At 72.5% G+C, this 24593-nt stretch carries 24 protein-coding genes; 12 read left to right on the forward strand and 12 right to left on the reverse strand.

The window, feature by feature from the left end:
* Positions 1-19: 19 nt before the first annotated feature.
* Positions 20-1711 carry a lysine--tRNA ligase gene (lysS, locus tag EXE57_RS13900; protein ID WP_135078450.1) on the reverse strand — a complete coding sequence of 564 codons (1692 nt, stop codon included), beginning with the start codon at positions 1709-1711 and terminating at the stop codon, positions 20-22.
* Positions 1712-1980: 269 nt separating this feature from the next.
* On the opposite strand from lysS, the gene EXE57_RS13905 reads away from it, so the two are divergent.
* Positions 1981-2949 (forward strand): helix-turn-helix transcriptional regulator, encoded by a 969-nt coding sequence (locus EXE57_RS13905; protein ID WP_135078452.1) that lies wholly within the window; start codon positions 1981-1983, stop codon positions 2947-2949.
* On the opposite strand, the gene EXE57_RS13910 is transcribed toward EXE57_RS13905, so the two are convergent.
* Positions 2946-3869 (reverse strand): diacylglycerol/lipid kinase family protein, encoded by a 924-nt coding sequence (locus EXE57_RS13910; RefSeq protein WP_135078454.1) that lies wholly within the window; start codon positions 3867-3869, stop codon positions 2946-2948. The two genes, EXE57_RS13905 and EXE57_RS13910, sit on opposite strands and share 4 nt — an antisense overlap.
* Before the next feature lie 148 nt (positions 3870-4017).
* On the opposite strand from EXE57_RS13910, the gene EXE57_RS13915 reads away from it, so the two are divergent.
* A complete protein-coding gene (locus EXE57_RS13915) occupies positions 4018-5310 on the forward strand; it encodes an adenylosuccinate synthase (RefSeq protein ID WP_135078456.1) in 1293 nt (430 codons plus the stop codon).
* Between the two features lie 27 nt (positions 5311-5337).
* Here the strand turns inward: EXE57_RS13915 and EXE57_RS13920 are convergent, their stop codons facing one another.
* From EXE57_RS13920 to EXE57_RS13940, 5 genes are all read right to left on the reverse strand, one after another.
* Positions 5338-6369, reverse strand: a complete 1032-nt coding sequence (locus tag EXE57_RS13920; protein ID WP_208542857.1) for a LacI family DNA-binding transcriptional regulator — start codon at positions 6367-6369, stop codon at positions 5338-5340.
* A gap of 5 nt (positions 6370-6374) precedes the next feature.
* A complete protein-coding gene (locus EXE57_RS13925) occupies positions 6375-7799 on the reverse strand; it encodes a GH1 family beta-glucosidase (protein ID WP_135078460.1) in 1425 nt (474 codons plus the stop codon).
* Positions 7796-8614 carry a carbohydrate ABC transporter permease gene (locus EXE57_RS13930; protein ID WP_135078462.1) on the reverse strand — a complete coding sequence of 273 codons (819 nt, stop codon included), beginning with the start codon at positions 8612-8614 and terminating at the stop codon, positions 7796-7798. Before EXE57_RS13930 ends, EXE57_RS13925 begins: the two co-directional genes overlap by 4 nt.
* Positions 8611-9588, reverse strand: coding sequence for a carbohydrate ABC transporter permease (locus tag EXE57_RS13935; protein ID WP_244246840.1), 978 nt, complete (start codon positions 9586-9588; stop codon positions 8611-8613). Before EXE57_RS13935 ends, EXE57_RS13930 begins: the two co-directional genes overlap by 4 nt.
* A 61-nt stretch (positions 9589-9649) precedes the next feature.
* The gene (locus EXE57_RS13940; RefSeq protein WP_244246841.1) at positions 9650-10918 is read right to left on the reverse strand and encodes an ABC transporter substrate-binding protein; all 1269 of its coding nucleotides are present in this window, start codon (positions 10916-10918) and stop codon (positions 9650-9652) included.
* A gap of 256 nt (positions 10919-11174) precedes the next feature.
* On the opposite strand from EXE57_RS13940, the gene purD reads away from it, so the two are divergent.
* Together purD and purB are read left to right on the forward strand one after the other, a co-directional pair.
* A complete protein-coding gene (purD, locus tag EXE57_RS13945) occupies positions 11175-12428 on the forward strand; it encodes a phosphoribosylamine--glycine ligase (protein ID WP_135078466.1) in 1254 nt (417 codons plus the stop codon).
* Positions 12425-13843, forward strand: a complete 1419-nt coding sequence (gene purB, locus EXE57_RS13950; RefSeq protein WP_135078468.1) for an adenylosuccinate lyase — start codon at positions 12425-12427, stop codon at positions 13841-13843. The genes purD and purB overlap by 4 nt, the downstream gene beginning before the upstream one ends.
* Here purB and EXE57_RS13955 read toward each other — a convergent pair.
* From EXE57_RS13955 to EXE57_RS13965, 3 genes are all read right to left on the reverse strand, one after another.
* Positions 13840-14061, reverse strand: coding sequence for a hypothetical protein (locus tag EXE57_RS13955; RefSeq protein ID WP_135078470.1), 222 nt, complete (start codon positions 14059-14061; stop codon positions 13840-13842). The two genes, purB and EXE57_RS13955, sit on opposite strands and share 4 nt — an antisense overlap.
* Positions 14062-14071: 10 nt before the next feature.
* On the reverse strand, positions 14072-14608 hold the full coding sequence (locus EXE57_RS13960) for a hypothetical protein (RefSeq protein WP_135078472.1): 537 nt from the start codon (positions 14606-14608) through the stop codon (positions 14072-14074).
* A 335-nt stretch (positions 14609-14943) separates the two neighbouring features.
* A complete protein-coding gene (locus EXE57_RS13965) occupies positions 14944-16350 on the reverse strand; it encodes an MFS transporter (RefSeq protein WP_135078474.1) in 1407 nt (468 codons plus the stop codon).
* A 29-nt stretch (positions 16351-16379) separates the two neighbouring features.
* Here EXE57_RS13965 and EXE57_RS13970 point away from each other — a divergent pair, with 29 nt between their 5' ends.
* Together EXE57_RS13970 and EXE57_RS13975 are read left to right on the forward strand one after the other, a co-directional pair.
* A complete protein-coding gene (locus EXE57_RS13970) occupies positions 16380-16832 on the forward strand; it encodes an SRPBCC family protein (RefSeq protein ID WP_135078476.1) in 453 nt (150 codons plus the stop codon).
* A gap of 23 nt (positions 16833-16855) precedes the next feature.
* Complete coding sequence (locus EXE57_RS13975; RefSeq protein WP_135078478.1) at positions 16856-17746, forward strand: hypothetical protein; 891 nt, start codon at positions 16856-16858, stop codon at positions 17744-17746.
* Here EXE57_RS13975 and EXE57_RS13980 read toward each other — a convergent pair.
* Positions 17689-18678, reverse strand: a complete 990-nt coding sequence (locus EXE57_RS13980) for a sulfotransferase family protein (protein WP_244246842.1) — start codon at positions 18676-18678, stop codon at positions 17689-17691. The genes EXE57_RS13975 and EXE57_RS13980 overlap by 58 nt on opposite strands.
* 70 nt (positions 18679-18748) lie before the next feature.
* On the opposite strand from EXE57_RS13980, the gene EXE57_RS13985 reads away from it, so the two are divergent.
* The 6 genes from EXE57_RS13985 (at position 18749) to purQ (ending at position 22979) form a co-directional block, all read left to right on the forward strand.
* Positions 18749-19603 carry a phosphoribosylaminoimidazolesuccinocarboxamide synthase gene (locus EXE57_RS13985; protein ID WP_244246843.1) on the forward strand — a complete coding sequence of 285 codons (855 nt, stop codon included), beginning with the start codon at positions 18749-18751 and terminating at the stop codon, positions 19601-19603.
* Positions 19492-20049: an SRPBCC family protein gene (locus tag EXE57_RS13990; RefSeq protein ID WP_135078482.1), complete on the forward strand. Its 558-nt coding sequence runs from the start codon at positions 19492-19494 to the stop codon at positions 20047-20049. Before EXE57_RS13985 ends, EXE57_RS13990 begins: the two co-directional genes overlap by 112 nt.
* Before the next feature lie 46 nt (positions 20050-20095).
* Positions 20096-21670, forward strand: a complete 1575-nt coding sequence (locus tag EXE57_RS13995; RefSeq protein WP_135078484.1) for a long-chain-fatty-acid--CoA ligase — start codon at positions 20096-20098, stop codon at positions 21668-21670.
* On the forward strand, positions 21670-21858 hold the full coding sequence (locus tag EXE57_RS14000; protein ID WP_135078486.1) for a hypothetical protein: 189 nt from the start codon (positions 21670-21672) through the stop codon (positions 21856-21858). Before EXE57_RS13995 ends, EXE57_RS14000 begins: the two co-directional genes overlap by 1 nt.
* A gap of 204 nt (positions 21859-22062) precedes the next feature.
* Entirely contained in the window at positions 22063-22314 is a 252-nt protein-coding gene (gene purS, locus EXE57_RS14005) for a phosphoribosylformylglycinamidine synthase subunit PurS (RefSeq protein WP_135078488.1), read from the forward strand.
* Positions 22311-22979 (forward strand): phosphoribosylformylglycinamidine synthase subunit PurQ, encoded by a 669-nt coding sequence (purQ, locus tag EXE57_RS14010; protein ID WP_135078490.1) that lies wholly within the window; start codon positions 22311-22313, stop codon positions 22977-22979. The genes purS and purQ overlap by 4 nt, the downstream gene beginning before the upstream one ends.
* 112 nt (positions 22980-23091) lie before the next feature.
* On the opposite strand, the gene EXE57_RS14015 is transcribed toward purQ, so the two are convergent.
* Positions 23092-24441, reverse strand: a complete 1350-nt coding sequence (locus tag EXE57_RS14015; protein ID WP_135078492.1) for a glycoside hydrolase domain-containing protein — start codon at positions 24439-24441, stop codon at positions 23092-23094.
* Positions 24442-24593 lie beyond the last annotated feature (152 nt).

Consider the following 24593-nt stretch of genomic DNA (forward strand, 5'->3'; position numbering starts at 1 on the left):
AGTCCCACACCCCGAGCCGTCACCCACCCAGCAGCGACCGCACCTTGTCCGTCCCGAGCGCGACCACCAGGGTCGGGAGCCGCGGGCCGCGCTCGGCGTCGACGAGCAGGTGGTAGAGGAGCCGGAAGAACTCCTTCTGGTCCGCCTTCACCTCGTCGGTCGGCGCGTCGCCGAGGGCCAGGCCGCGGGCGAGCTTGGGGACGCCGTAGACCAGGGCCGTCACGGTGTCGAGCTCGAGGTCGGCGCCCTCGGGCAGGTGGGTGAGCAGCAGCTGCACCCACTCGGCCTCCTGCGAGGACAGGGCACTGAGCGAGGCGGCGTCGGGCTCCTCGCGGACCGTCGTCCGGTCGGCGGCGGGGACGAACTCCGCGGTCCACTGCATGGCCTTCGACAGCCGGGGCTCGAGGTCGGAGACCGAGTCGTGCTCGTAGCCGACGTGGGAGACCAGCCGGCTGATCTGGTCGGCCGATCCGGCGGTCACGTCGGCGATCGACGACAGCACCCGGAACGGCACGGTCACCGGCGACGTCGGCAGCGCGCCGGCGGTCGCGGTGGCCGAGGCCCGCTCGTGCGCCAGCACCGCGCCGTCGCGCTTGCCCGACGCGGCCTTGCGGCCCAGGGCGTCCCACTCGTCGTAGAGCCGCACCACCTCGGGCCCGAAGTCGATGTCGAAGGTCTGCCGCGGGTTGCGCCGGACGTAGAGCCAGCGCAGCACCGGAGCCTCCAGCACCCGCAGCGCCTCGGCCGCGGTCGGGGCACCGCCGGCGGACGACGACATCTTCTGGACGCCGGCGAAACCGACGAAGCCGTAGCCGAACCACGCCGGCCGCGGCATGTCGAAGACCGACTCGACCAGCTCGTGGCCCACGGTGAACGAGGAGCCCGGCGTCGCGTGGTCCATGCCGGCGGGCTCGAAGTCGACGTGCTCGACCGCCCAGCGCATCGGCCAGTCGACCTTCCAGACGAGCTTGCCCTCGTCCTGGGTGGCGAGGTTGGTGACGAACGAGCCGCCGCACTCGCAGGTGTAGGCCAGGTCGGTCGTCTCGTCGTCGTACGACGTCAGGGTGACCGTGTCGCGCCCGCAGTCACGGCAGTACGGCTTGAAGGGGAAGCGTGCGAGGTCGGAGCCCCCGGTGGTCTCCTCCTCGTCGGCGACGGAGTCGGCGAGCGCCGCGGCCTCCTGGTCGGACTCGGCGACCCTGGCCTGCTTGGTGCGGTAGCGGGCGAGGACACCTTCGATGTCGTCCCGGTGCCGGACCGAGTGGAGCACCTGGTCGCGGTAGTGGCCGGCGGTGTAGCGCTCGGTCTGCGACACCTCCTCCATGTCGACGCCGAGGTCGTGCAGCGCGGTGCGGAGCGGCTCCTTGAAGTGCTCGGCCCACGACGGGTGGCAGTCCCAGGGGTCGGGGACCGCGCTCAGCGGTCGCCCGATGTGCTCGACCCAGCTGGGGTCGACCCCGGCGGGGACCTTGCGGAAGCGGTCGTAGTCGTCCCAGACGTGCAGGTGCCGGACGGGTACGCCGCGGCGGCGCAGCTCGTCGGCGACGAAGTGCACCGTGAGGAACTCGCGCAGGTTGCCCAGGTGGACGGGCCCGGACGGGGACGCCCCGGACGAGCAGGTGACCTGCTCGCCGTCGCGGGCGTGCCGCAGCGCGTCGTCGGCGGCGCGGGTGACCCAGTCGCTGGGGGGACCCTGCTGGCCTCGTGCCATGGGAAAGGTGCTCCTGTGGGGTGGGTGCCTCGTCGGGGCGCCCACGCTACCGCCGGGCGGGAGGGGCACCGCAAAGGGCTCCGGAACCACCCCCGTGGCGACTCCGGAGCCCTGCTTGCGTGCTGCGGCCGCAATCTCCCGATCAGCTTGCCGCCGGTCCAGCCGCCTTCCCCCGCGAAGTGGCTGTCCGAGACTCACGCGGGCAACATCTTGACATCAACAACCGGGTAACCATGGCCCAAAGCGGCCGCTGTCACTAACATGCCAACATGACCGCGTTCGCGGCGGCGCTGGGGCTGACCTCGGCGCAGGAGCGTCTCTACCGCCAGGTGCTGGCGTCCTCCGGCACGCCGGTCGAGGAGCTCGCCACCGGACTGCTCCGGACGCCCGAGCAGCTGCTGGAGGAGCTGGCGCCGCTGGTGGTCCTCGGGGTGGTCGGCACCGACGACCAGGACCGGCTGCAGGTGCTCACGCCTCCCGAGGCCGTCGCGGCGGTGCTGGAGCAGCACTCCGCGGCGATGCTCGAGTGCGGCCAGCAGCTGCAGCAGATGAGCCGGCTGCTCCCCGAGCTGCGCGGCGCCGCACCCGCCGCCCCCGCCGACGACGCGTTCCCGCTCGACGGCGAGATCGTCACCGGCGGCGACGTCCCCGGCCTGCTGGCGGGCTGGATCGCGGAGACCACCGGGGAGCTGCTCTTCCTGAGACCCGACCAGTGGCGGATGCCGAGCGAGTCCCAGATGGCGATCGCGGTCGCGACCGCGGTCCAGGCCGGCCGGCCGACCCGGGCGATCTACCCCGCCCGGGCATTGCGCGAGGCGCCGGCCGTGCTGGTCGGGCGCGCCGCGATCGGCGAGCAGATCCGGGTGCTGCCCGAGGTGCCGACACGGCTGGCCGTCATCGGCAACCGGGTCCTCGTGCCCGACCCGCCCGGCCTCGCCAACGAGCGGCGGATCGCCGTACGCCAGGCGGGTGTCGTGGAGATCGTCATCGCCTACTTCGACGCGCTGTGGGAGCGTGCCGTCGCCGTACCGGCCCTCGAGCGGGGCGAGGCCACCGCCGACCTCAACGGGCTGCTGCTGCGCCACCTCGCGCAGGGCGCCAAGGACGAGCAGATCGCCCGCACCCTCGGCGTGAGCCTGCGGACCGTACGCCGCCGGATCGCCTCGATCATGGACGAGCTCGGCGTCGACTCGCGCTTCCAGGCCGGGGTCGAGGCCGTCCGGCAGGGCTGGCTCTAGCCGGCGTCCGCCGGCAGCACCATCGAGTACGCCGCGGGCACGACCTTCCAGGTCCGGCGACGCTCCGGTCCCGAGATCTCGCCGTCGGCCGAGCAGTAGAAGGACTCGCCCGTCACCGACACCTCGTGACCGCGAAGGTAGAGCACGTCGTCGCGCTCGTGGTGGCGGGATCGGGCGAGCGAGGCGACGTAGCCGAACTTGGCGAGCGGCCCGGTCGACCGCGAGACCATGACGTCGACCCGGCCGTCCTCGGCATCGGCCTCGGGAGTGAGCTCGGTGCCGCCGCCGACGCTCGCGCCGTTGCCGACGGCGACCATGAGCACCGGGTCGTCGACGTCGACCACGACGTGGCCGTCGACCTCCACGCGCAGCCGCACCCGGGGCGGCATGAAGGCGGCGAGCATCGCGCCGATCGGGTAGCCGAGCTTCCCGAGGTTGGCCTTGCCGACCCCGACCGAGTGGAGCCGGTCCTTCCAGCGCGCACCACGCCGGCTCGCCTGGGCGCCCGCGCCGACGTGGACGTTGTTGACGACGACCCCGCCGAGCTCGTCCACGATCAGGTCGACGGGCCGCACCTCCCCGTCGAGCAGCAGCCGGGCCGCCTCCTCGGGGTGCAGCGGGATGTCGGTGCTGCGGGCGAAGTCGTTGCCGGTGCCGAGGGGGATCAGCCCGAGCACCGCGTCAGCGAGTTCGTGGCGCCGGTGCAGCGCGGTGACGACCGCGTGCAGGCTGCCGTCGCCTCCCGCCACCACGATCCGTCGGGAGCCGGCACGGTGGAGCACACCGTCCAGCTCACCGGGGTTGGAGGTCGCGGCCACCTCGACGGACGCACGCTCGCTCAGCACGGCGACGGCACGGTCCAGCGACTCCTGGTCAGCGGTGCCGGCGCCCTCGTTGGTGATGACCAGGTAGGACTCCACGACCGGACCCTATCCGACGGGTCAGGAGGTCCGGACGGCCTTTGGTAGCCTCGGGCCGCAAGGGCCCCGCAGCGCTTGTCAGGCTGCCGGGGCTCTCGCGATTTACCGAACGGTCCTGATCGACGCGACGCGGAAAGGGTGGCCCGCCATGTCGGCCATCATCGTCCTGGGTGCCCAGTGGGGTGACGAGGGCAAGGGCAAGGCGACCGACCTCCTCGCCACCACCGACACCATCGACTTCGTCGTCCGCACCAGCGGCGGCCACAACGCCGGCCACACGATCGTGGTCAACGGCGAGAAGTACGCCACCCACCTGCTGCCCTCCGGCATCCTCACGCCGGGCGCCACCTCGGTGATCGGCAACGGCGTCGTGGTCTCGCCGGAGGCGCTGTTCGGCGAGATCGACGGCCTGCTGGCCCGGGGCGTCGACGGGGTCGAGGAGCGGCTGGTCGTCTCGGCCAACGCCCACGTGATCGCGTCCTACCACTCGACGATCGACAAGGTGACAGAGCGGTTCCTCGGCCACAACAAGATCGGCACCACCGGCCGCGGCATCGGGCCGGCGTACGCCGACAAGGTCAACCGGCTCGGCATCCGCGTCGCCGACCTCTTCGACGAGAAGATCCTCTCCGCCAAGGTGGAGGGGGCGCTCGACGTCCGCAACCACCTGCTGACCAAGGTCTACAACCGTCGGGCCGTCGAGGCCGACGCCGTGGTCGAGGAGCTCCTCTCGTACGCCGAGCGGTTGCGGCCGATGGTCGCCGACACCTCGCTGCTGCTCAACCGCGCGCTCGACGACGGCCGGACCGTGCTCTTCGAGGGCGCCCAGGCCACCATGCTCGACGTCGACCACGGCACCTACCCCTTCGTCACCTCGTCCAACCCGGTCGCGGGCGGGGTCTGCGTGGGGGCCGGGGTCGGGCCGAGCCGCGTCGACCGGGTGATCGGCGTGATCAAGGCCTACACCACCCGCGTCGGGTCGGGCCCGTTCCCGACCGAGCTCTTCGACGCCGACGGCGAGAAGCTCTGGAAGGTCGGCGGCGAGGTCGGCGTCTCGACCGGCCGCGACCGGCGCTGCGGCTGGTACGACGCCGTCATCGCCCGCTACGCCGGGCGGGTCAACGGGCTCACCGAGCTGTTCCTCACCAAGCTCGACGTGCTGTCGAGCTGGGAGAAGGTCCCCGTGTGCGTCGCCTACGACGTCGACGGGGTGCGCCACGACGAGATGCCGATGACGCAGACCGAGTTCCACCACGCGAAGCCGGTCTACGAGCACCTCGACGGCTGGTGGGAGGACATCTCCGGCTGCCGCGAGTTCGAGGACCTCCCGGTCAACGCGCAGCGCTACGTCCGGACCCTCGAGGAGATGTCCGGCACCCGGATCTGGGGCGTCGGCGTCGGCCCGGGACGCGAGCAGACGCTGGTGGTCCCGCCCGCCTGACCCCGGCCCGGGGCCCTCGCGCCGGCGTCAGGTCGAGTCGCGCACGACGAGCGTCGACGGGATGATCAGCCGGTAGGCGCCGCCGTCCTCGAGGCCGTCGATCCGGTCGAGCAGCATCCGGGTGGCCCGCTCGGCCATCTCGGTGATCGGGTTCTTCATCGTGGTGAGCGGCGGGTCGGTCGACTCGGCCACGCCGAGGTCGTCGTACCCGATCACGGCGAGGTCCTCCGGGACCTGCCGTCCGAGGGCGGCCGCGACCGCCAGCGCGCCGCGCGCCATCAGGTCCGAGGCCACCACCAGCCCGTCGAGGTCGGGACGACGCGTGAGCAGGTCCTCGGCCGCCCGCCGGCCGCCGTCCTCGGTGAAGTCGGCGTGGACCACGGCGTCGGTGGGCAGCTCCGCGGCGGTCATCGCGGTGTACCAGCCGACGAGACGGTCGGTCGCCGCGGTCATGTCGGAGGGGCCGGCGATGGTCCCGATGCGCCGGCAGCCGCGTGCGATCAGGTGCTCGGTCGCCTCGCGCCCGCCGGCCACGTTGTCGACGTCGACGTACGGGACGTGCTCGCTGCCGCTCCACGGCCGACCGCCGAAGACGCACGGCAGCCCGATGCTCCGCAGTTGCTCGGCGAGCCGGTCGTCGCGGTGGTGCGAGACCACGAGCGCGCCGTCGACGTGGCGGTGCGAGAGGTAGCGGAGCATGCGCGTCTCCTCGGCCCCCGGGCGGGCGAGCAGCAGCACGAGCTGCACCTCGCGCTCGCCGAGGACCCGGGTCACGGCCCGCAGGGTGCCGGCGAAGAAGGGGTCGCTGAAGACCCGCTCGTCGGGCTCCGGGACCACGACCGCCACCGAGCCGGTGCGCCGGGTGACCAGGGTCCGTGCCGCCCGGTTGGGGACGTAGCCCAGGGACCGGACCGCCTCCTCGACCGACCGCTGGGCCCGGTCGCTGACGCGGTCCCCGCCGTTGATCGCACGCGACGCGGTGGCGCGGCTGACGCCGGCCACCCGGGCCACGTCGTCCAGGGTCGGCGAGGCCGTGCCGGCAGGACGCGTGGGGTTCACCGCGGTCACGCTACTGGCTCCGGAGGTCGCGGCAGGCGGCCCGTACGACACAGCTCGGCGTACCAGTGGGCGCTGGCCTTCGGGGTACGGCGCTGCGTGGGGTAGTCGACGTGCACCAGGCCGAAGCGCTTGGCGTAGCCCTCCGCCCACTCGAAGTTGTCGAGGAAGGACCAGGCGAAGTAGCCCCGCACGTCGGCGCCCGCGTCCCGAGCCGCGGCGACCGCCCGGACGTGCGAGTCCAGGTAGGCGACCCGTTCCGGGTCGTCGACGCTGCCGTCGGGCGCCTGGCTGTCGTCGTACGCGGCGCCGTTCTCGGTCACCACCAGCGGGAGCCCGGGATGGTCGTCGTGCAGCCGCACGAGCAGCCGGGTCAGGCCCTCGGGCTGCACCTCCCAGTCCATCGCCGTCCGCGGCAGGCCGCGGCTGGGGAAGGAGACGTGCTCGGACCCGACGAACGGGGACGGCTGGCCCTCGTCCGGCTCCGCGTCCGGGTGTCCGGAGACCTGGTCGCCGCGGTAGTAGTTGACGCCCAGCACGTCGATCGGAGCGGCGATCGCCTCGAGGTCGCCGTCGTGGACCACGTCGGTCCACCCGAGGTGCTCGGTGTCGGCGAGCAGGTCCTCGGGGTACGCCGCCCGCGTGATCGGGTCGAGGAAGAGCCGGTTGTGCAGGGAGTCGATGCGGCGCGCGGCGTCCACGTCGGCGGCGTCGGCCGGGTCGGCCGGGTCGGCGACGGTGAGGTTGAGCGTGATGCCGAGGGTCTCCGCTCCCCGAGCGCGGAGCTCGGTGGTCGCCCGGCCGTGGGCGAGCAGCAGGTGGTGGGCCGCGCGGAGCCCGGCCGCCCCCTCGCGGCGGCCCGGGGCGTGCCGGCCGTTGGTGTAGCCGAGGAACGCCGAGCACCAGGGTTCGTTGAGCGTGGTCCACACCGGGACCCGGTCGCCGAGCCGCTCGTGCACCGCCACGGCGTACTCGACGAAGCGGTCCGCGGTCGCGCGGACCGTCCAGCCGCCCGCGTCCTCGAGCGTCTGCGGCAGGTCCCAGTGGTAGAGGGTGAGCCAGGGCGCGATGTCGTGGCGGAGCAGGGTGTCGACCAGCGAGTCGTAGAAGTCGAGGCCGGCCGGGTTGACCGGACCGGCGTCGGGACGGACCCGGGGCCAGGCCACCGAGAAGCGGTAGGAGCCGACCCCGAGGGCCGCCATCGTCGCGACGTCCTCCTCCATCCGGTGGTAGTGGTCGCAGGCGACGTCGCCGGTGTCGCCGTGCGCGACGGCGCCCGGGACCCGGCAGAAGGTGTCCCAGATCGAGGGCGTACGGCCGTCCTCGGCCACGGCTCCCTCGATCTGGTAGGACGCGGTCGCGACGCCCCAGGTGAAGTCCGGGGGGAGCGTGACCGAGGCCCCCTGGTCGGTGCTGGGCAGTGTGCTGGTCATCCCTTGACGGCTCCTTGCATGATGCCGGACACCAGCTGGCGTCCGGCGACGACGAACAGGATCAGCAGCGGCACGGTCGCGAGCGTCGTGCCGGCGAGGACCAGGCTGTAGTCCTTGAAGAACCCGCTCTGCAGCTGGTTGAGCGCGACCTGGATGGTCGGGTTCTCGTGGGGGAGGGCGATCAGCGGCCAGAAGAAGTCGGTCCACACCTGCATGAAGGTGAACAGCCACAGGATCGCTGCCGCCGGCCGCGCCGCGGGTGCGGCCACGTGCCAGAACACCCGGATCTGCGAGCAGCCGTCCATCCGGGCGGCCTCCAGCAGCTCGTCGGGCACGGCGTCGAGCAGGTACTGCCGCATGAAGAAGACGCCGAACGCGGTGACCAGCCACGGAACGATGACCGCCCACATGGTGCCGGTCCACCCGAGCTCGGACATCAGGATGAACAGCGGCACCACGCCCAGCTGGGTCGGCACCGCCATCGTCGCCACCACGAACACGAGCAGCGCCCCGCGGCCCCGGAAGCGGAGCTTGGCGAAGGCGTAGCCGGCCAGCGTGGAGAGCACGACCACGGACGCAGCGGTCACCGAGGACACCAGGACGCTGTTGCCGAGCGCCTTCCAGAACGGCACGGTGTCGATCGCCCGCTGCGCGTTGTCCCAGAAGTGTCCGCCGGGCAGCAGCGGTGGCACGCCCTGCGCCGCCACCTCGCGGGTGTGGGAGCCCAGCAGGAACGACCAGTAGAGCGGCGCCGCCGAGCCGAGCACGAACGCGATCAGCAGGCCGTACGTCAGGAGGCCGGGTCGGCGCGTCATCGCTCGCCCCCCAGCACGCCGAAGCGCCGCAGCAGGAACAGGTTGAGGAGCGCGAAGGCGCAGATGATGAGGAAGAGCATCCAGGCGGTCGCGGATGCCCGGCCCAGGTCGCGCAGCTGCCAGCCGAAGTCGTAGATGAGCATCGTGATCGTGCCGAACTGCCGGTCGCTGCCGCCGTTGCGCGCCGTGGTCTCGTCGAAGAGCCGGGGCTCGGCGAAGACCTGGAGACCTCCGATCGTCGAGGTGATGATGACGAAGACCATCGTCGGCCGGATCATCGGCAGCGTGACGCTGAGGAACTGGCGCACGCGGCCGGCGCCGTCGAGGGCGGCCGACTCGTAGAGGTCGCGGGGGACGGCCTGCATCGCGGCCAGGAAGATCAGGGCGTTGTAGCCGGTCCAGCGCCAGTTGACCATCGTCGCGATGGCGACGTGGCTGGCGAACCGGTCGACGTGCCAGAGCACCGGGTCGAGGCCGATGCCGCCGAGCAGCTGGTTGACCAGGCCGTAGCGGTCCCCGAACAGGCTGCCGAAGATGATCGCGACGGCGACCGGCGAGACCACGAACGGGAGCAGGATGCTCATCCGCCACACGGTCCGGCCGCGCAGGTTGCTGTCGAGCAGCGCGGCGAGGACGACGGCGATCACGACCTGCGGGACCGAGGACAGCAGGAAGATGCTGACGGTGTTGACGAGCTGCTTGGCGAAGTAGGGGTTGGTCAGCACGTCGCGGAAGTTCTGGAGACCGACGTACTCGCCCTGGCCGCCGAGCAGGCTCCAGTCGTGGACCGACACCCAGGCCGTGTAGACGAGCGGGAAGAGGCCGACCAGGCCGAACAGGACGAAGAACGGGGCGATGTAGAGGTAGGGGGCGGTCCGGACGTCCCAGCTGGACAGCCGTTGCCGCCACGGCGGGCGGGGGTTGGTGACCGGGGTGAGCTCGGCTGCGGGGAGGGCCGCAGGGGACGGGGACACCGGTGTTCCGGTGTCCCCGCCCGCGAGCGTCGAGCGTCGGTTCATCCGCGTGAGACCCGGGTCAGCCCAGGGCTTCGACGTCGGTCAGGAACTGGTCCCACGACTCGTCGGGGGACTGCGACCCGTCGTCGACCCGGAGCAGCGCGGCCTGGAACGCCTGCAGGATGTCGGAGTACTTCGGGCCCTTGTACGGCTGGACCGTCACGGCCTCCGCGCGGTTGGCCAGGATCTCGCCCACGGGTGCGTCGTTGAAGAACGCGTTGGAGGCCTCGTTGACCTCCGGGGAGTCCAGCGCCTCGACCTGGCTGGGGAAGGTGCCCTTGGCGGCGAACGCCTTGGCCTGCTGCTCCGGGGCGGTCAGCCAGGCCGCGACCTCGGTCGCCTCCTCGATGTTCTCGCCCTGGGCGGGCACGGTCAGGAAGGAGCCGCCCCAGTTGCCGCCACCGCCGGGGAAGACGTCGGCGAAGTCCCATCCCTGGACGCCCTCGGCGTTGCCCTCGACCACGCCGAGCATCCAGCCGGGGCACGCCATGGTGGCGAAGCCGTCGTTCTGGAAGGACGCGACCCAGTCGTCGCCCCACTGGGCGAGGCGGGTCGAGAGCCCCTTCTCCACGTTGCCGGTGACCGTGTCGTAGACGGCCTTGAGGTCGGCGTTGTCCACCGCGACCGTGTTGTCGTCGGTCTCGAAGGGGTTCTCCACCTGGTTGAGCATCGCCTGGGCGACGCCGCCGGAGGAGTCGTACCAGGCGGTGTCGGGCACCTTGGCGACGAAGTCCTCGCCGAGCGCGAAGTAGTCGTCCCAGGTGCCCATCAGGCCGGCCACCTCGGCTCGGTCGGTGGGCAGCCCGGCCTTCTCGAAGAGGTCGGCGCGGTAGCAGATGCCCTCCGGGCCGATGTCCGTGCCGTAGCCGATGAGCCGGCCGTCCGCGTCGGTGCCGGCCTCGGCCTTCCAGTCCAGCCAGCGGCCGTCGAGCTCGGGGTCGGTCAGGTCGGCGAAGGCGTCGGACTCGGCGAGGATCGCGGGCATGGCGTCGCCCTCGATGGCCTCGATGTCGGAGAGCCCGGAGCCGGCGGCGAGCTTGGTGTAGAGGTTGGCCTTGGCGTCGTCCCAGGTGCCGACCTTGACCTGCTCGATCTGGATGTCGTCACGCGAGGCGTTGAACTCCTCGATCAGCTCCTCGTAGCCGAACTCGTTGAAGGTGGCCACGGAGATGGTCACCGGGCCGTCCGCGTCGGAGGCCTCGCCGTCGCCGCCGCAGGCTGTCATCACGCCGAGTGAGAGCGCCGCCAGGACGCTCAGGGCCAGTCGCCCGTTCTGCCAGTGTCGCACCGTGTCTCCCAGGGTCCGTGCCGGTCGCCGGCTGGTCCGGCGGCCGAGGGAAGCGTCCTGACATGTGGTGTGAGAGCGCTTCCACGAATGTGCGTTCACCGTGACAGCAGTCACACGCAGGTGTCAAGAGTTGAGCGCCGTCGTCTAGGCAATCAGCATGGGAGCGCTTTCATCCGGCGGCACATTGTGGGACCTGTTGGTCCTGTGGCCGGGCGGCCGGGGAGGCGGCGCGACCACGGCACTAGCATCGAGGCCCGTGAAGACCCTCGTGATCGGCCCCGGTGGCCGCGAGCACGCCTTGGCCCGCGCCCTCTCCCGTGACCCCGGCGTCACGGAGGTCCACGTCGCGCCCGGCAACCCGGGGATGCGGGCGGTGGCCACGCTCCACGACGTCGATGCCGAGGACGGCGACGCCGTCGCCGCGCTGGCCCAGTCGCTGGCGGTCGACCTGGTCGTCGTCGGGCCGGAGGCGCCGCTCGTGGCGGGGGTTGCCGACGCGGTGCGCGCCCGCGGGATCGCCTGCTTCGGGCCGAGTCGCGAGGCCGCCCGCCTGGAGGGCTCCAAGGCGTTCGCCAAGGAGGTGATGGCGGCTGCCGGTGTCCCGACCGCGCGCGCGTTCGTGTGCGAGACCCGGGAGCAGGCCGAGGCCGCCCTCGACGCGCTCGGGGCGCCGTACGTCGTCAAGGACGACGGCCTGGCCGCCGGCAAGGGCGTGGTGGTGACCGAGGACCGCGAGGCCGCGGTCGCGCACGCGGAGGCGTGCGGCCGGGTCGTGATCGAGGAGTACCTCGACGGCCCCGAGGTCTCGCTCTTCGCGATCACCGACGGCGTCACCGTCCGTCCGCTGCAGCCGGCCCAGGACTTCAAGCGGATCGGCGACGGCGACCAAGGCCCCAACACCGGGGGCATGGGTGCCTACACGCCGCTGCCCTGGGCCCCCGACGGGCTCGTCGAGGAGGTGCTGCGTGACGTGCTGCAGCCGACCGTGGACGAGCTGGCGCGACGCGGGACGCCCTTCGCGGGGCTGCTCTACGCCGGCCTCGCGCTGACCGGTCGCGGGACCCGGGTGGTCGAGTTCAACGCGCGTTTCGGCGACCCGGAGACCCAGCCGCTGCTGGCCCTGCTCGACTCGCCCCTGGGCGCCCTGCTCCACGCCGCGGCGACCGGCACGCTCGCCGACGTCGAGCCGCCACGGTGGCGGCCGGGTGCCGCGGTGGCGGTCGTGATGGCGAGCGCCGGGTATCCCGAGTCCTCATCGAAGGGCGACGTCATCTCCGGCGTCGACGCCGCCGACTCGCTCGAGGGTGTTCACGTGATCCACGCCGGGACCGCCGACCGCGACGGCGAGCTGGTCACCGCCGGGGGACGGGTGCTCGCGGTGGTCGGGGTCGGCACCGACGTCGCGGCCGCCCGCGAGGCGGCGTACGCCGGCGTCGCCGCCGTAGACTTCGAGGGCGCCCAGCACCGCAGCGACATCGCGGACCCCGACCGCTTCGAAGGTGGAGCATGACCGTCCCCAACGTCCTGGCCACCCGCTACGCCGCCGACGACCTCGTCGCGATCTGGTCGCCGGAGCACAAGATCGTCCTGGAGCGACAGCTCTGGATCGCGGTGCTCAAGGCCCAGCGCGACCTCGGCGTCGACGTCCCCGACGGCGTCGTCGAGGCGTACGAGGACGTCGTCGACAAGGTCGACCTGGAGTCGATCGCCGGTCGGGAGCGGATCACCCGGCACGACGTGAAGGCCCGGATCGAGGAGTTCGCGGCGCTCGCCGGCCACGAGCACATCCACAAGGGCATGACCTCGCGCGACCTCACCGAGAACGTCGAGCAGCTGCAGGTCCGGCAGAGCCTCGAGCTGCTGCGTGACCGGGCCGTCGCCACGCTGGCCCGGCTGGCCCGGCTGGCGGCCGAGCACGAGACGACCGTGATGGCCGGGCGGTCGCACAACGTCGCCGCACAGGCGACGACGCTCGGCAAGCGCTTCGCGACCGTCGCCGACGAGCTGCTCGTCGGCCTCGAGCGGGTCGAGGAGCTGCTGGTCCGTTACCCGCTGCGCGGGATCAAGGGTCCGATGGGCACCTCCCAGGACATGCTCGACCTGCTCGACGGTGATCTCGACCGCTACCACGAGCTCGAGGAGCGGGTGGCTTCCCACCTCGGGTTCCGCCGGGTGCTCACCAGCGTCGGGCAGGTCTATCCCCGCAGCCTCGACTTCGACGTGCTGTCCGCCGTCGTGCAGCTGGTCGCGGCGCCGTCCAACCTCGCCACCACGATCCGGCTGATGGCCGGCAACGAGCTCGTCACCGAGGGCTTCGTCGAGGGCCAGGTCGGGTCCAGCGCGATGCCGCACAAGATGAACACCCGTTCCTGCGAGCGGGTCAACGGCCTGGCCGTGGTCACCCGCGGCTACCTCTCGATGGTCGGGGAGCTCGCCGGGGACCAGTGGAACGAGGGCGACGTCTCCTGCTCCGTCGTACGCCGGGTGGCGCTGCCCGACGCGTTCTTCGCGGCCGACGGGCTGTTCCAGACCTTCCTCACCGTGCTCGACGAGTTCGGGGCCTTCCCGGCCGTGATCCAGCGCGAGCTCGACCGCTACCTCCCGTTCCTCGCCACCACCAAGGTGCTGATGGCGGCGGTCCGCAACGGCGTCGGCCGCGAGGCCGGTCACGAGGCGATCAAGGAGGCGGCCGTCGGCACCGCCCTGGCGATGCGCGAGGGACAGGCCGAGAACGACGTGCTCGACAAGCTCGCCGCCGACGGCCGGCTGGGCCTCGGGCGCGAGCAGATCGATGCCCTCGTCGCCGAGCCGATCACCTTCACTGGAGCCGCAGTCGCTCAGACCCAAGCGGTCTGCCGGTCGGTGGCCGACGTGGTCGCCCGTCACCCCGCGGCTGCGTCGTACGTGCCGGGTGCCATTCTCTAGGCCGCGCCGTTGGCGGAGTATCGCTCCGGGAGCCAGACAGGTGGACGCCACCACGGCGGCGGGGTCAGCATCCACCGGCGCTCCGACGCGGGGAGGAAGAGCGCACGATGACGTGCGGTGCGCATCCGGTTGACGACCAGCTCCTCGTCGGCGAGGTCGCCGGCGACGACGGTGAAGGACTCGAGACCGGCGGTGCGGAACCGGTCGCCACGCGCCACGTCACGCCGATCAGCCGGCCGTCGAGTCGAACACCGGCGGGTTGACGAGGGGTTCGGGGAACCCGGCGTCGAGCCGCCAGCGTAGGTGGAGGAACACCTCGGGACCGGAGCGGAAGCACTCGTTGCTGAGAGCGACCGTCTCGCGGTAGAGCGGTATCCCCTCCCAGGCAGGGCGCGTCGCCGCGTAACGTCGGACCGCGTCCAGGGCAGTGACGCCGGCAGCGAGGGCCATGCAGATCGCGGCCACGGCGGGCCGGAGCCGCCCCCGGCGTGCGACCTCGTCGAAGGTCGCCCGGAGGGCCGACGTGCACCACACGCCGTGGACGAACTCGCGTTCGTGCGGTGCGAGCTGGGCTCGGCTGATCGTCGCCCGGCCGTCCTCGAGGGCCCGGGCGCCGCTGTTCCTGAGCATTGGCACGGGCAGCAGGGTGCCGGCGCCGGCGCTCCCGTCGAACCAGGCCGCCCCACGCCACCGCAGCGACGCCCAGGCGGTCACGGCCCCGTCGCGACGTACGCGCAGGAACTGCTCGAGGATGCGTTGCTCCACCACCGTGGAGTCGACGTCGACCGGGACGTGCCAGCCGGTCGAGGTCGCACGCCACCGTCCGCGGGGGGGGGGGGGGGGTCTGGTGCCGCGTCGGACCGGTCAGCCCGGTCGGGTCGATGCGTGACGGGCGCACCAGGTCGCTCGGCCGTGAGCAGCGCGGGGTCCAGAGGTCCGGGTCCATCGCAGCCGGCTCGCCAGCGAACGACCGCTCCGGGAACCGTTCGCCCTGGGCCTGTGGACAACTGCCGACCCTCGATCCCTGTGGATGGGGACAGTCCGCCGCCGGATACGCCTCCCGGAGTGCGCACATGACGCATCGGGCGGCGGACTGTCCACTAGTCGCCGCGGCGCCAGGACCGTACGGCGGCCGCGAGCGCGACGGACAGCACCAGCAGGGCCGCGACGAGGGCGGCCCGGGCGGCGACCGGGGCCGAGGCGACCTGGAGCGTGGCCTGGTAGACGGTCATCAGCAGGGCCGCGCCGAGGGCGGAGCCGATCCGTTGCCCGGTCTGCAGGGCGCCGCCGGCCGCGCCGCCCATCCGCGGTGGGACCTCGGCGAGGGTGAGGGTGAAGTTGGGTGAGATCACGCCGCCGCCGCCCACGCCGGCGAGGAACATGGCCGGCGCCAGCGTCCACCACAGGTCGCCGCGGTCCTGGGTCACCAGCCAGGCCGACAGCGCGGTCCCCGACATCATCACGGTGAGGGCAAGCAGCGTGACCCGGCGGCCGATCCTGCTGACGAGCCGGCCTGCGAGGGGCGAGGTCGTCGCCGCCCCGATCGCGAACGGCGTCAGCAGCAGCGCAGTCGCGAGCGGCGTGAGACCGACGCCCTCCTGCAGGTGGACCGAGAGCACGAGGAAGATGCCGGTGAAGCCGGTGAAGTAGAGGGTGCCCACCGCCAGCCCGTTCGCGTAGCCGGGCAGGCTCCGCAGCAGCGAGACGTCGAGCAGCGGCGGGTGCCCGCCGGCCACGGTGTGCCGCTCCCAGCGGACGAACGCCCACGCCAGCGGCGGTGCCGCGAGCAGGACCGCCAGCGGCGCACCGGCGCCGCCCTCGAGACTGACCAGGGGGTAGAGCACGGCCAGCACGGTCGCGCCGAGCAGCAGGGCTCCGGGGACGTCGATCCGGTTGTCCCGGACCTCGCCCGGCTCCGGCGGGTCGTTGTCGGGCACCAGGCGCAGGATCAGCACCAGCGCCACCAGCCCGATCGGGACGTTGACCAGGAAGAGCGCCCGCCAGCCGTCCTCGTCGCCCAGCAGCGCAATCAGCGCGCCGCCGATCAGCGGCCCGCTGGCCGAGGCCATCGCCACGGTGAAGCCGAACATCCCGAACGCCCGGCCTCGCTCCGGGCCGCGGAAGAGCTGCTGGATGAGGCCGGAGTTCTGGGGCGTCAGCAGTCCGGCGCTCGCGCCCTGGACGAGGCGGGCGAGGACGATCGACCACGGCCCGGTCGCGAGCCCGACTGCTGCGCTCGCGAGGACGAAGCCGATCAGCCCGATCGTCATCAGCCGGCGCCGGCCGTACGCGTCGCCGAGCCGGCCGCCGGCGACCAGGGTCATGCCGAAGGCGAGCGCGTAGCCGGACACGACCCACTGCACCGTGGCCGCCGAGGTGTCCAGGGCCGAGCGGATCGACGGGATCGCGACGTTGACGATCGTCACGTCGAGCAGCGACATGAACCCCACCAGCAGGGTCACCGCGAGGATCCGCCACCGCCGGGGGTCGGGTACGTGCTCGGTCATCGGCGCCAGCCTCTCACTACGCTGGAGACGTGAGCGTCGACGTGCAGGTGGAGACCGAGATCCGCCGCCCGGTGGCCGAGGTGGCGGCGTACGCCGGCGACCCGGGCAACGCGCCCACCTGGTACGTCAACATCCGCGAGGTGACCTGGCTGTCCGAGCCGCCGGTCGCCGTCGGTTCGCGGATGGACTTCGTCGCCCGCTTCCTCGGGCGGCGGCTCGCCTACACCTACGAGGTGGTCGACCTCGTGCCCGGCGAGCGGCTCGTGATGCGGACCGCCGACGGCCCGTTCCCGATGGAGACCACCTACACCTGGGAGCCGGTGGGCGAGGGGGCCACCCGGATGACGTTGCGCAACCGGGGCAAACCGTCCGGCTTCGCGGGGATGGCCGCGCCGGTGATGGAGCGGGCGATGCGCCGGGCCACCACCAAGGACCTGGCCCGGTTGAAGGCGCTGCTCGAGGCCGAGCCGAATACTCGATAGAGTCACTCGACTATGATCGGGTCATGACCACTGCTTCCGTGAGCTCCCTGCCGTCGTACGACGACTGCGAGGTCGTCGTCCCGGCGCCCGACGCCGGGCCCGGGAACTGGTCGGGAGCCGCGTCCGTCGTGCTGCACGACGACGTGTTCTGGCTGGCCTACCGCGTACGCCGCCCGCTCGCCGACGGGCGAGGGGTGAGCGTGGTGGTGGCCCGGTCCGACGACGGGATCCGGTTCCAGCAGGTTGCCGAGGTCGACCGCGACGCCTTCGGCAGCGAGTCGTTCGAGCGGCCGGTGCTGGTGCCCCTGCCGGGGGGTGGCTGGAGGCTCTACCTCTCCTGTGCGACCCCCGGCTCCAAGCACTGGTGGGTCGACAGCCTCACCGCCGACACCCCGGAGGGGCTGCCCACCGGGAGGCAGCGCCGGGTGCTGCCGGGCGACGACCGGATGGCCGTGAAGGACCCGGTGGTCACCCATGACGCCGAGGGTTGGCGGATGTGGCTGTGCTGCCACCCGCTGACGGTGCCCGGCGACGAGGACCGGATGACCACCCGGCTGCTCGTGGGGGAGGACGGGCTGACGTGGCACGACCTCGGCGAGGTGCTGCGCGGTCGGCCGGGGGAGTGGGACGAGCGGGGCGCACGGGTCACCGCGGTGCTCGACGCCGGCTCGCTCGAGGTGCTCTACGACGGCCGGGCCGACGCGGCGTCCAACTGGTACGAGACGACCGGCCTGGCGCGCTGGGAGGGCGACCGGCTGGTCGCCGACCCGGCGGTGCGCCCGATCGCGTCACCCCACTCCGACGGCGCCTTCCGCTACGCGACCGCGGTCCGGCTGCGCGACGGGCGCACCCGCTTCTACCTGGAGGCGGCCCGCCCCGACGGGGCCCACGACCTGGTGACCTGCGTCCGCTGACGGTAGGCGCCGCGGCTGTGCGGGGACAGCCAGTCGGAGAAGTCCTCGCCCGTGAGCTCGGTCAGCAGGGCGACGTCGTCGGCGAACGAGGGGATCAGCCGCAGCCGGGCCTCGGCCGAGAGGTCGGGTCGGGTCGCGCCGTTGGTCCCGGCGAGCTGGGCCACCAACGGTGCGCTGGCGCGGCGCCACACGTCCGGCGGCGCGAACGACCCCGCCCACGCGCCGGCTCGGACCACGGGGCCGATCACCCTCGGTCGCCAGCCGGGCTCGACGTAGCTGCGCGCGTTGTCCTCGGGGATCGTGGCCACCTGGCCCTGCCGGATCCCGAGGAAGTGGCAGGCCCGGTCCACGGCGGCGCGCGGCTCGTCGACGATCGTCCGGTAGCGCATCACCAGGATCCGGGACGGGTCGACGTAGCGCCGGAGGTGCTGGAGCTGGGCGCCGTAGTGGCCCAGGTCGCGGTAGCGCCAGAAGGGCGCCCAGCCCCGGGCGATCCGCTCGTCCTGCAGGGCCAGCGCCTCCTCGAAGTCGCCGACCGGCTCGAGGCCGTCGGACCACAGGTGCATCCAGTTGCTGTAGGCGCGGTCGATCGGGTCGCGCACCACCGCGATCAGGCGTACGTCGGGCAGTCCCTCCGCGATCCGCCGGTGCGCCCCGCGGCTCCACAGGTAGAAGGGGGTGCTCTCGCCGCGGGCGCGGAAGCCGCCGGCGCCGTCGAAGAGTCGCTGGTAGTCCTCCCGGAGCCAGACCCACTCCTGCTGCGAGTGGGCGTCGCCCGGCCCGCGCCAGGCGGGTGGCGGGGCGTCGTCGCACAGCCAGTACTTCGGCTCCTTCGGCGTGCTCATGAACACGTCCGGGTGCGAGCTCAGGGCCGCGTGCAGGGCGGTGGTGCCCGCCTTGGGGGCGCCGATGATCAGGAACGTCGGGTCCACAGATTCAAGTGTATGTCAGTCTGGTAACTAGAGAAAGAGGGGCTGGGCGTCGACCCCTAGGATCGACAGCGTGACCGGCGGCCTCCAGCACCTCCACTCCGGCAAGGTGCGTGACCTCTACGCCCTGCCCGACAGCCGGCTGCTGATGGTCGCGAGCGACCGCATCAGCGCCTTCGACTTCGTCCTCGACACCGAGATCCCCGACAAGGGAGAGGTGCTCACCCGGATGTCGCTGTGGTGGTTCGACCAGCTCGCCGACCTGGTCCCGCACCACGTGCTGTCGACCGACGTCCCCGAGGAGGTCCGCGGCCGCGCGGTCGTCTGCGAGCGGCTCGAGATGTTCCCGGTCGAGTGCGTGGCGCGTGGCTACCTCACCGGATCGGGGCTGCTCGACTACGACCGCACCGGGGAGGTCTGCGGGATCGCGCTGCCCGGGGGCCTGGTCGACGGCAGCCGGCTGCCCGAGCCGATCTTCACGCCGGCCACCAAGGCCGATCTCGGCGAGCACGACGAGAACGTCTCGTACGCCGCGGTGGTCGACACCGTCGGCGACGCGAGCGCCGCGGAGCTGCGCCGGCTGACGCTCGCGGTGTACGCCCGCGCCGAGGCGGTCGCCCGCGAGCGGGGCATCATCCTGGCCGACACCAAGCTCGAGTTCGGTCGGCGCGAAGACCGCACGATCGTGCTCGGCGACGAGGTGCTCACGCCGGACTCGTCCCGCTTCTGGCCCGCCGACCAGTGGGAGCCGGGTCGCCCGCAGCCGTCGTACGACAAGCAGATCGTCCGCAACTGGCTGCTCTCCCCGGAGTCCGGGTGGGACCGCGCCTCGGGCGAGCCGCCCCCGCCGCTGCCGCCCGAGGTCGTCGAGCGGACCCGACGGCGCTACGTCGAGGCCTACGAGCTGCTGACCGGGGAGACGTTCTGACCACCGTCGCGTTCTCCGGCGCCGCCGACCTCGCGCTGCCGCGGGAGGTCGTGTTCGCGTACCTCGCCGACCCGCGCAACCGGCCGGAGTGGCAGTCCTCGCTGCTGTCGGTCACGCTCCGCGACCGTACCGCCAGCGAGCCGTACGCCGGCATGCGCTGGCGCGACAACACCATGGCCGGGGTCCGGCCGGCCATGGAGATCACCCGCCTCGAGCCCGACAGCGTGTGGGCCGAGTCGGGACGCTGGCTGGGGATCCGGGCGGAGCTGACGATGCGCTTCGACCGGACGACCACGGGGTGCCGGGTCCGGGCCGACGGCACGTTGAGCGGGTCGGGTCCGTGGGCGGCCCCGGTCGCCGTCGCGGGACGGCTCGCCGGGCCGGCGATCGGCCACGACCTCCGCCGGGTCGGCGACATCCTCGGCCGCGGCCGGCGTACGCCCTGACGCCGCGCCCCTGTCGCGGCTACCCGTGGGTCACTAGGGTCGGGTCATGCTGAACCTCGCCTCCCTCCTCGAAGACGCAGCCCGGACGTACGGCGACCGCGAAGCCGTCGTGCTCGGCGGCTCCCGCCTCACCTACACGGAGGTGAACGGCGCGGCCAACCAGGTCGCGAACCTCCTGGTCGAGCGCGGCATCCAGCCCGGCGACAAGGTGGCGCTGAGCTGCCCGAACCTGCCCTACTTCCCGATCGTCTACTACGGGATCCTCAAGGCCGGCGCGACCGTGGTCCCGCTCAACGTGCTGCTCAAGGGACGCGAGGTCGCCTACCACCTGGCCGACTCCGGCGCGAAGGCGTACTTCTGCTTCGAGGGGACCGCCGAGCTCCCGATCGGGAAGGCGGGCCACGACGGGTTCGCGCAGGTCCGGTCGGAGGGGGGAGCCTGCGAGCACTTCTTCGTCATCACCGTCGACCCGACGGCGGCCTCGCCGATCGAGGGCACCGAGACGCTCGGGGCCGGCATGGGCGGGCAGCCGCCGACCTTCGACACCGTCGCCACCGACGAGGACGACACGGCCGTCATCCTCTACACCTCCGGCACCACCGGTCAGCCGAAGGGTGCGGAGCTCCGGCACCGCAACATGCACTCCAACGCCCTCACGGGTGAGTCCCTCTTCGGTGCAGACGCGGACCACCCCGACACCTATCTCTGCGTGCTCCCGCTGTTCCACTCCTTCGGGCAGACCGTGATCATGAACGGCGGCTTCGCCTACGGCGGCACCGTCGTGATGCTGCCGCGCTTCGAGGCCGAGCCCGCGCTGCGGACGATGGCTGCGGAGAAGGTGACCTTCTTCGCGGGCGTCCCGACGATGTACTGGGGCCTGCTCGGCGCCCTCGACGACTCCGGGGTCGACGTCAAGGAGCTCGCCGCCAACCTGCGGGTCGCCGCGGCCGGTGGCTCCGCGCTGCCCGTCGAGGTGCACAAGGACTTCCAGCGCCGCTTCGGCGTCACCATCCTCGAGGGCTACGGCCTGTCCGAGACCTCGCCGGTCGCGAGCTTCTCGCCGTACGGCGAGGAGGTACGGGTCGGCTCGATCGGCCGGCCGATCCCGGGCGTGGAGATGAAGCTCATCGACCCCGCGGACTGGTCGGACGTGCCCGACGGGCCGGACGCGGTGGGCGAGATCGCGATCAAGGGCCCGAACGTGATGAAGGGCTACCACGACCGGCCCGACGCGACCGCCGAGGCGATCCGCGACGACTGGTTCCGCTCCGGCGACCTCGCCCGCAAGGACGAGGACGGCTGGTACTACATCGTCGACCGGTCCAAGGACATGATCATCCGCGGCGGCTTCAACGTGTACCCGCGCGAGGTCGAGGAGGTGCTGATGACCCACCCGGCCGTCTCGCTGGCCGCCGTCATCGGCGTGCCCCACGAGAGCCACGGCGAGGAGGTCAAGGCCGTCGTCATCAAAGAGAAGGACCACGACGACGTGACCGAGGCCGACCTCGTGGCCTGGGCGAAGGAGGAGATGGCGGGCTACAAGTACCCCCGCATCGTCGAGTTCGTCGACCAGCTCCCCATGACCGCCACCGGCAAGATCCTCAAGCGCGAGCTGTCCTGATGGGTCGACAGGCGGCCGTCGTCGTCGGCGTCGTCATGGTCCTGCTCGGCGCGCTCTGGACCGCGCAGGGCCTCGGGTACGTCGGCGGCAGCGCGATGTCCGGGTCGAGCACCTGGGCGATCATCGGTCCGGCCGTCGCCGGCCTCGGCATCGGGCTGATCGTCGCGGTGCTGCAGCGCCGTCGCTGACCTGGCCCGTCGTGACCAGACCAGACCAGTCCTTGACCGGGACGGCGCCCGGCGAGACCGTGGACCCCATCCCGGAGCCGAGCTTGTCGCCGTCCGTCGCGCGGGGGTCGACGGGGGAGCGGACGGCGGCGCCGGCCCGGGGCTCCCGGGTGTCGGGCCGCGGCTAGACTCGGGGCGGATTCCCCGCCCCCAAGGAGTGCAGCCGTGGCCCGTGTCGTCGTCGACGTCATGCCCAAGCCCGAGATCCTCGACCCGCAGGGCAAGGCGGTGCACGGCGCCCTGCCCCGACTGGGGTTCACCGGGGTGACCGACGTACGCCAGGGCAAGCGGTTCGAGCTGGAGGTCGAGGGTGAGGCCAGCGAGGACGTCCTCGCCTCGGTGCGCGAGATGGCCGAGACGCTGCTCTCCAACCCCGTGATCGAGAACTACTCCGTCCGCGTCGAGGACGACGCATGAGGGTCGGGGTCGTCACCTTCCCCGGCTCCCTCGACGACGCCGACGCGCAGCGCGCGGTCCGGATCGGCGGCCACGACGCGGTCCCGCTCTGGCACGGCGACCACGACCTGCGCCAGGTCGACGCGGTGGTGCTGCCGGGCGGCTTCTCCTACGGCGACTACCTCCGTTGCGGTGCGATCAGCCGGTTCTCGCCGGTGATGGCCGAGGTCGTCGAGGCGGCCGGCCGCGGGTTGCCGGTGCTCGGCATCTGCAACGGCTTCCAGATCCTGTGCGAGTCCCACCTGCTGCCGGGTGCGCTGATCCGCAACGACCACCGCAAGTTCGTCTGTCGCGACCAGCGGCTGCGGATCGAGAACAACCGCACCCCCTGGACCTCGTCCTACGCCGAGGGCGCCGAGATCACGATCGTGCTGAAGAACGGAGAGGGCGGGTACGTCGCCGACCAGCCCACCCTCGACCGGCTGGAGGGCGAGGGTCGGGTCGTCGCCCGCTACCTCGACGACAACCCCAACGGCTCGCTGCGCGACATCGCCGGGGTCACCAACGAGCGGGGCAACGTCGTCGGCCTGATGCCCCACCCCGAGCACGCCGTCGAGGAGCTCACCGGGTCCGGCGTCGACGGGCTGGGCTTCTTCACCTCGCTCGTGGTGGACGCCTTCGCCTGAGCGCTCGGCCGCCGGCGTTACCCGGTCGGCCTGATGAACCACGGGTTCGTGCCGCAGGCAACGGGCACGAACCCCGAGACACGCGGACCAACCCCGGCCCCACGCCGCAGGGTCAGCGGGTCCCGCGACGCAGCGCCGTCCACGTCCGGGCGATCGCGATGCCGTTCGCGGTGTGGCCGACCCGTCCCTGCCACGCCTTGAGGGCGTTGCGGGTCGGGGTGGTGAAGCGGCCGGTGACCCGGACGCCCCTGCCGACCGTGGCGGCGTTGATTGCGCGCTGTAGCCGGCGTACGTCGTCACTGGCGGAGCCGACCTTGAGCACCGGCCGCGAACCGGCCGCGATCAGGCCCATCCAGTGCCGGCGGGTCCAGGTCGTCGAGGTGGCGAAGCCGTGGTCGGCCTGCCAGCGTCCGGCGGCCGCCCGGGTCCGGGGGTTGTAGTCCCCGTGGAGCCGGCCGCGGTAGGCACCGGCCTCCTTGAGCAGGCACTGCAGTGCCTTCACCCGCGCCGTGTCGGACGTGCCCGGCGCCAGGGCGGGGTAGTCGCGGTGGTCGACGTCGACGCCGCCGCAGTGCGCGACCGGCCGGGTCCACGACCCGCGGCCCAGGTCGAGCCAGTTGCTGTCGATGTTGATCGTCACGCCGCCCCAGGTCTCCTGGTGGCCGCCGCGGTACTGCTTCATCCGGCCACCCGGCCGCCAGCCGTCGTCGCGGATGTAGTCGGTGCTGGTGTTGGCGCGACCGTCCCACCGCGCGATCCAGATCCGGTCCGGGAGCGTGAACTTGTCGGGGCGGTTGACCCGGGCGTCGTCGAGCATCTTGATGCCGGACCCGGCGCTGGAGTAGACGCCCGAGACGTAGTCGAGCGCGTGCAGCCGCGTCGTCCACGCCGAGAGGAACGCCAGCGCGGACTCGCGGCAGCGGGTGTTGCCCAGGTCGAAGCCCTCGAGGTCGTACCAGAGCGTGCTGCGCTTGACGATGCCGAGCCGCTTCGCCTCGGCGACGCTCTCGTTGGCCCAGTGGCGCGCCTGCTTGCGGGCCCGCGGGTAGCCGTTGTTGGCGCCCGGCCGCGGGCTGATCACCTTGTCGTCGCTGTAGCGCGGGAAGCTCGGGTGGCAGGACGCCTGCGGGCCGAGGGTGATCGGCAGCAGCCGCCAGCCCTTGCGCAGCTGGGTGCCGACCCACTTCGGCGTCAGGTTGGGCTGGCTGCGACAGCCGCGGCTGTCGCCGGCGATGTAGATCCCGGCCGCCAGGAACGGCGAGCTCCGCAGCCACGCGTCCATCGCCGACTGGGAGGGCGCGAGGCACTGGTCGAAGCCGTGGCCGGTGAAGTTGCCCGGCGTCACCGGGTTGGCGGCGTACGCCGGGGGGCTGGTCGTGAGGGTGGCGGCGACGGTCGCGGCGACGGCGACGGCGGTGCCGAGGGTGCGCCGGATCCGGCGTCGGCGGGGGAGGGTCGTCATGGCTGCAGCGCTCCAGCGGTCGGGGGAAGACACGTCACCGTAAACCCACCAGTCACACCCGCCACAGGGGTTTCGGCGAACTACACAGCAGTAGTTCTCGCAGGCCCGTGTGTGCGACCGGTCGCCGGGCGGACCGGCCGGCAGCCGCAGGG

The organism is Nocardioides euryhalodurans, assembly GCF_004564375.1.
GTDB lineage: Bacteria > Actinomycetota > Actinomycetes > Propionibacteriales > Nocardioidaceae > Nocardioides > Nocardioides euryhalodurans.

Coding starts and splice junctions, on each gene's coding strand:
- lysS (WP_135078450.1), bottom strand. CDS start 1,711: ATGGCACGAGGCCAGCAGGGTCCCCCCAGCGACTGGGTCACCCGCGCC.
- EXE57_RS13905 (WP_135078452.1), top strand. CDS start 1,981: ATGACCGCGTTCGCGGCGGCGCTGGGGCTGACCTCGGCGCAGGAGCGT.
- EXE57_RS13915 (WP_135078456.1), top strand. CDS start 4,018: ATGTCGGCCATCATCGTCCTGGGTGCCCAGTGGGGTGACGAGGGCAAG.
- EXE57_RS13925 (WP_135078460.1), bottom strand. CDS start 7,799: ATGACCAGCACACTGCCCAGCACCGACCAGGGGGCCTCGGTCACGCTC.
- EXE57_RS13930 (WP_135078462.1), bottom strand. CDS start 8,614: ATGACGCGCCGACCCGGCCTCCTGACGTACGGCCTGCTGATCGCGTTC.
- purB (WP_135078468.1), top strand. CDS start 12,425: ATGACCGTCCCCAACGTCCTGGCCACCCGCTACGCCGCCGACGACCTC.
- EXE57_RS13965 (WP_135078474.1), bottom strand. CDS start 16,350: ATGACCGAGCACGTACCCGACCCCCGGCGGTGGCGGATCCTCGCGGTG.
- EXE57_RS13975 (WP_135078478.1), top strand. CDS start 16,856: ATGACCACTGCTTCCGTGAGCTCCCTGCCGTCGTACGACGACTGCGAG.
- EXE57_RS13995 (WP_135078484.1), top strand. CDS start 20,096: ATGCTGAACCTCGCCTCCCTCCTCGAAGACGCAGCCCGGACGTACGGC.
- EXE57_RS14000 (WP_135078486.1), top strand. CDS start 21,670: ATGGGTCGACAGGCGGCCGTCGTCGTCGGCGTCGTCATGGTCCTGCTC.
- purQ (WP_135078490.1), top strand. CDS start 22,311: ATGAGGGTCGGGGTCGTCACCTTCCCCGGCTCCCTCGACGACGCCGAC.
- EXE57_RS14015 (WP_135078492.1), bottom strand. CDS start 24,441: ATGACGACCCTCCCCCGCCGACGCCGGATCCGGCGCACCCTCGGCACC.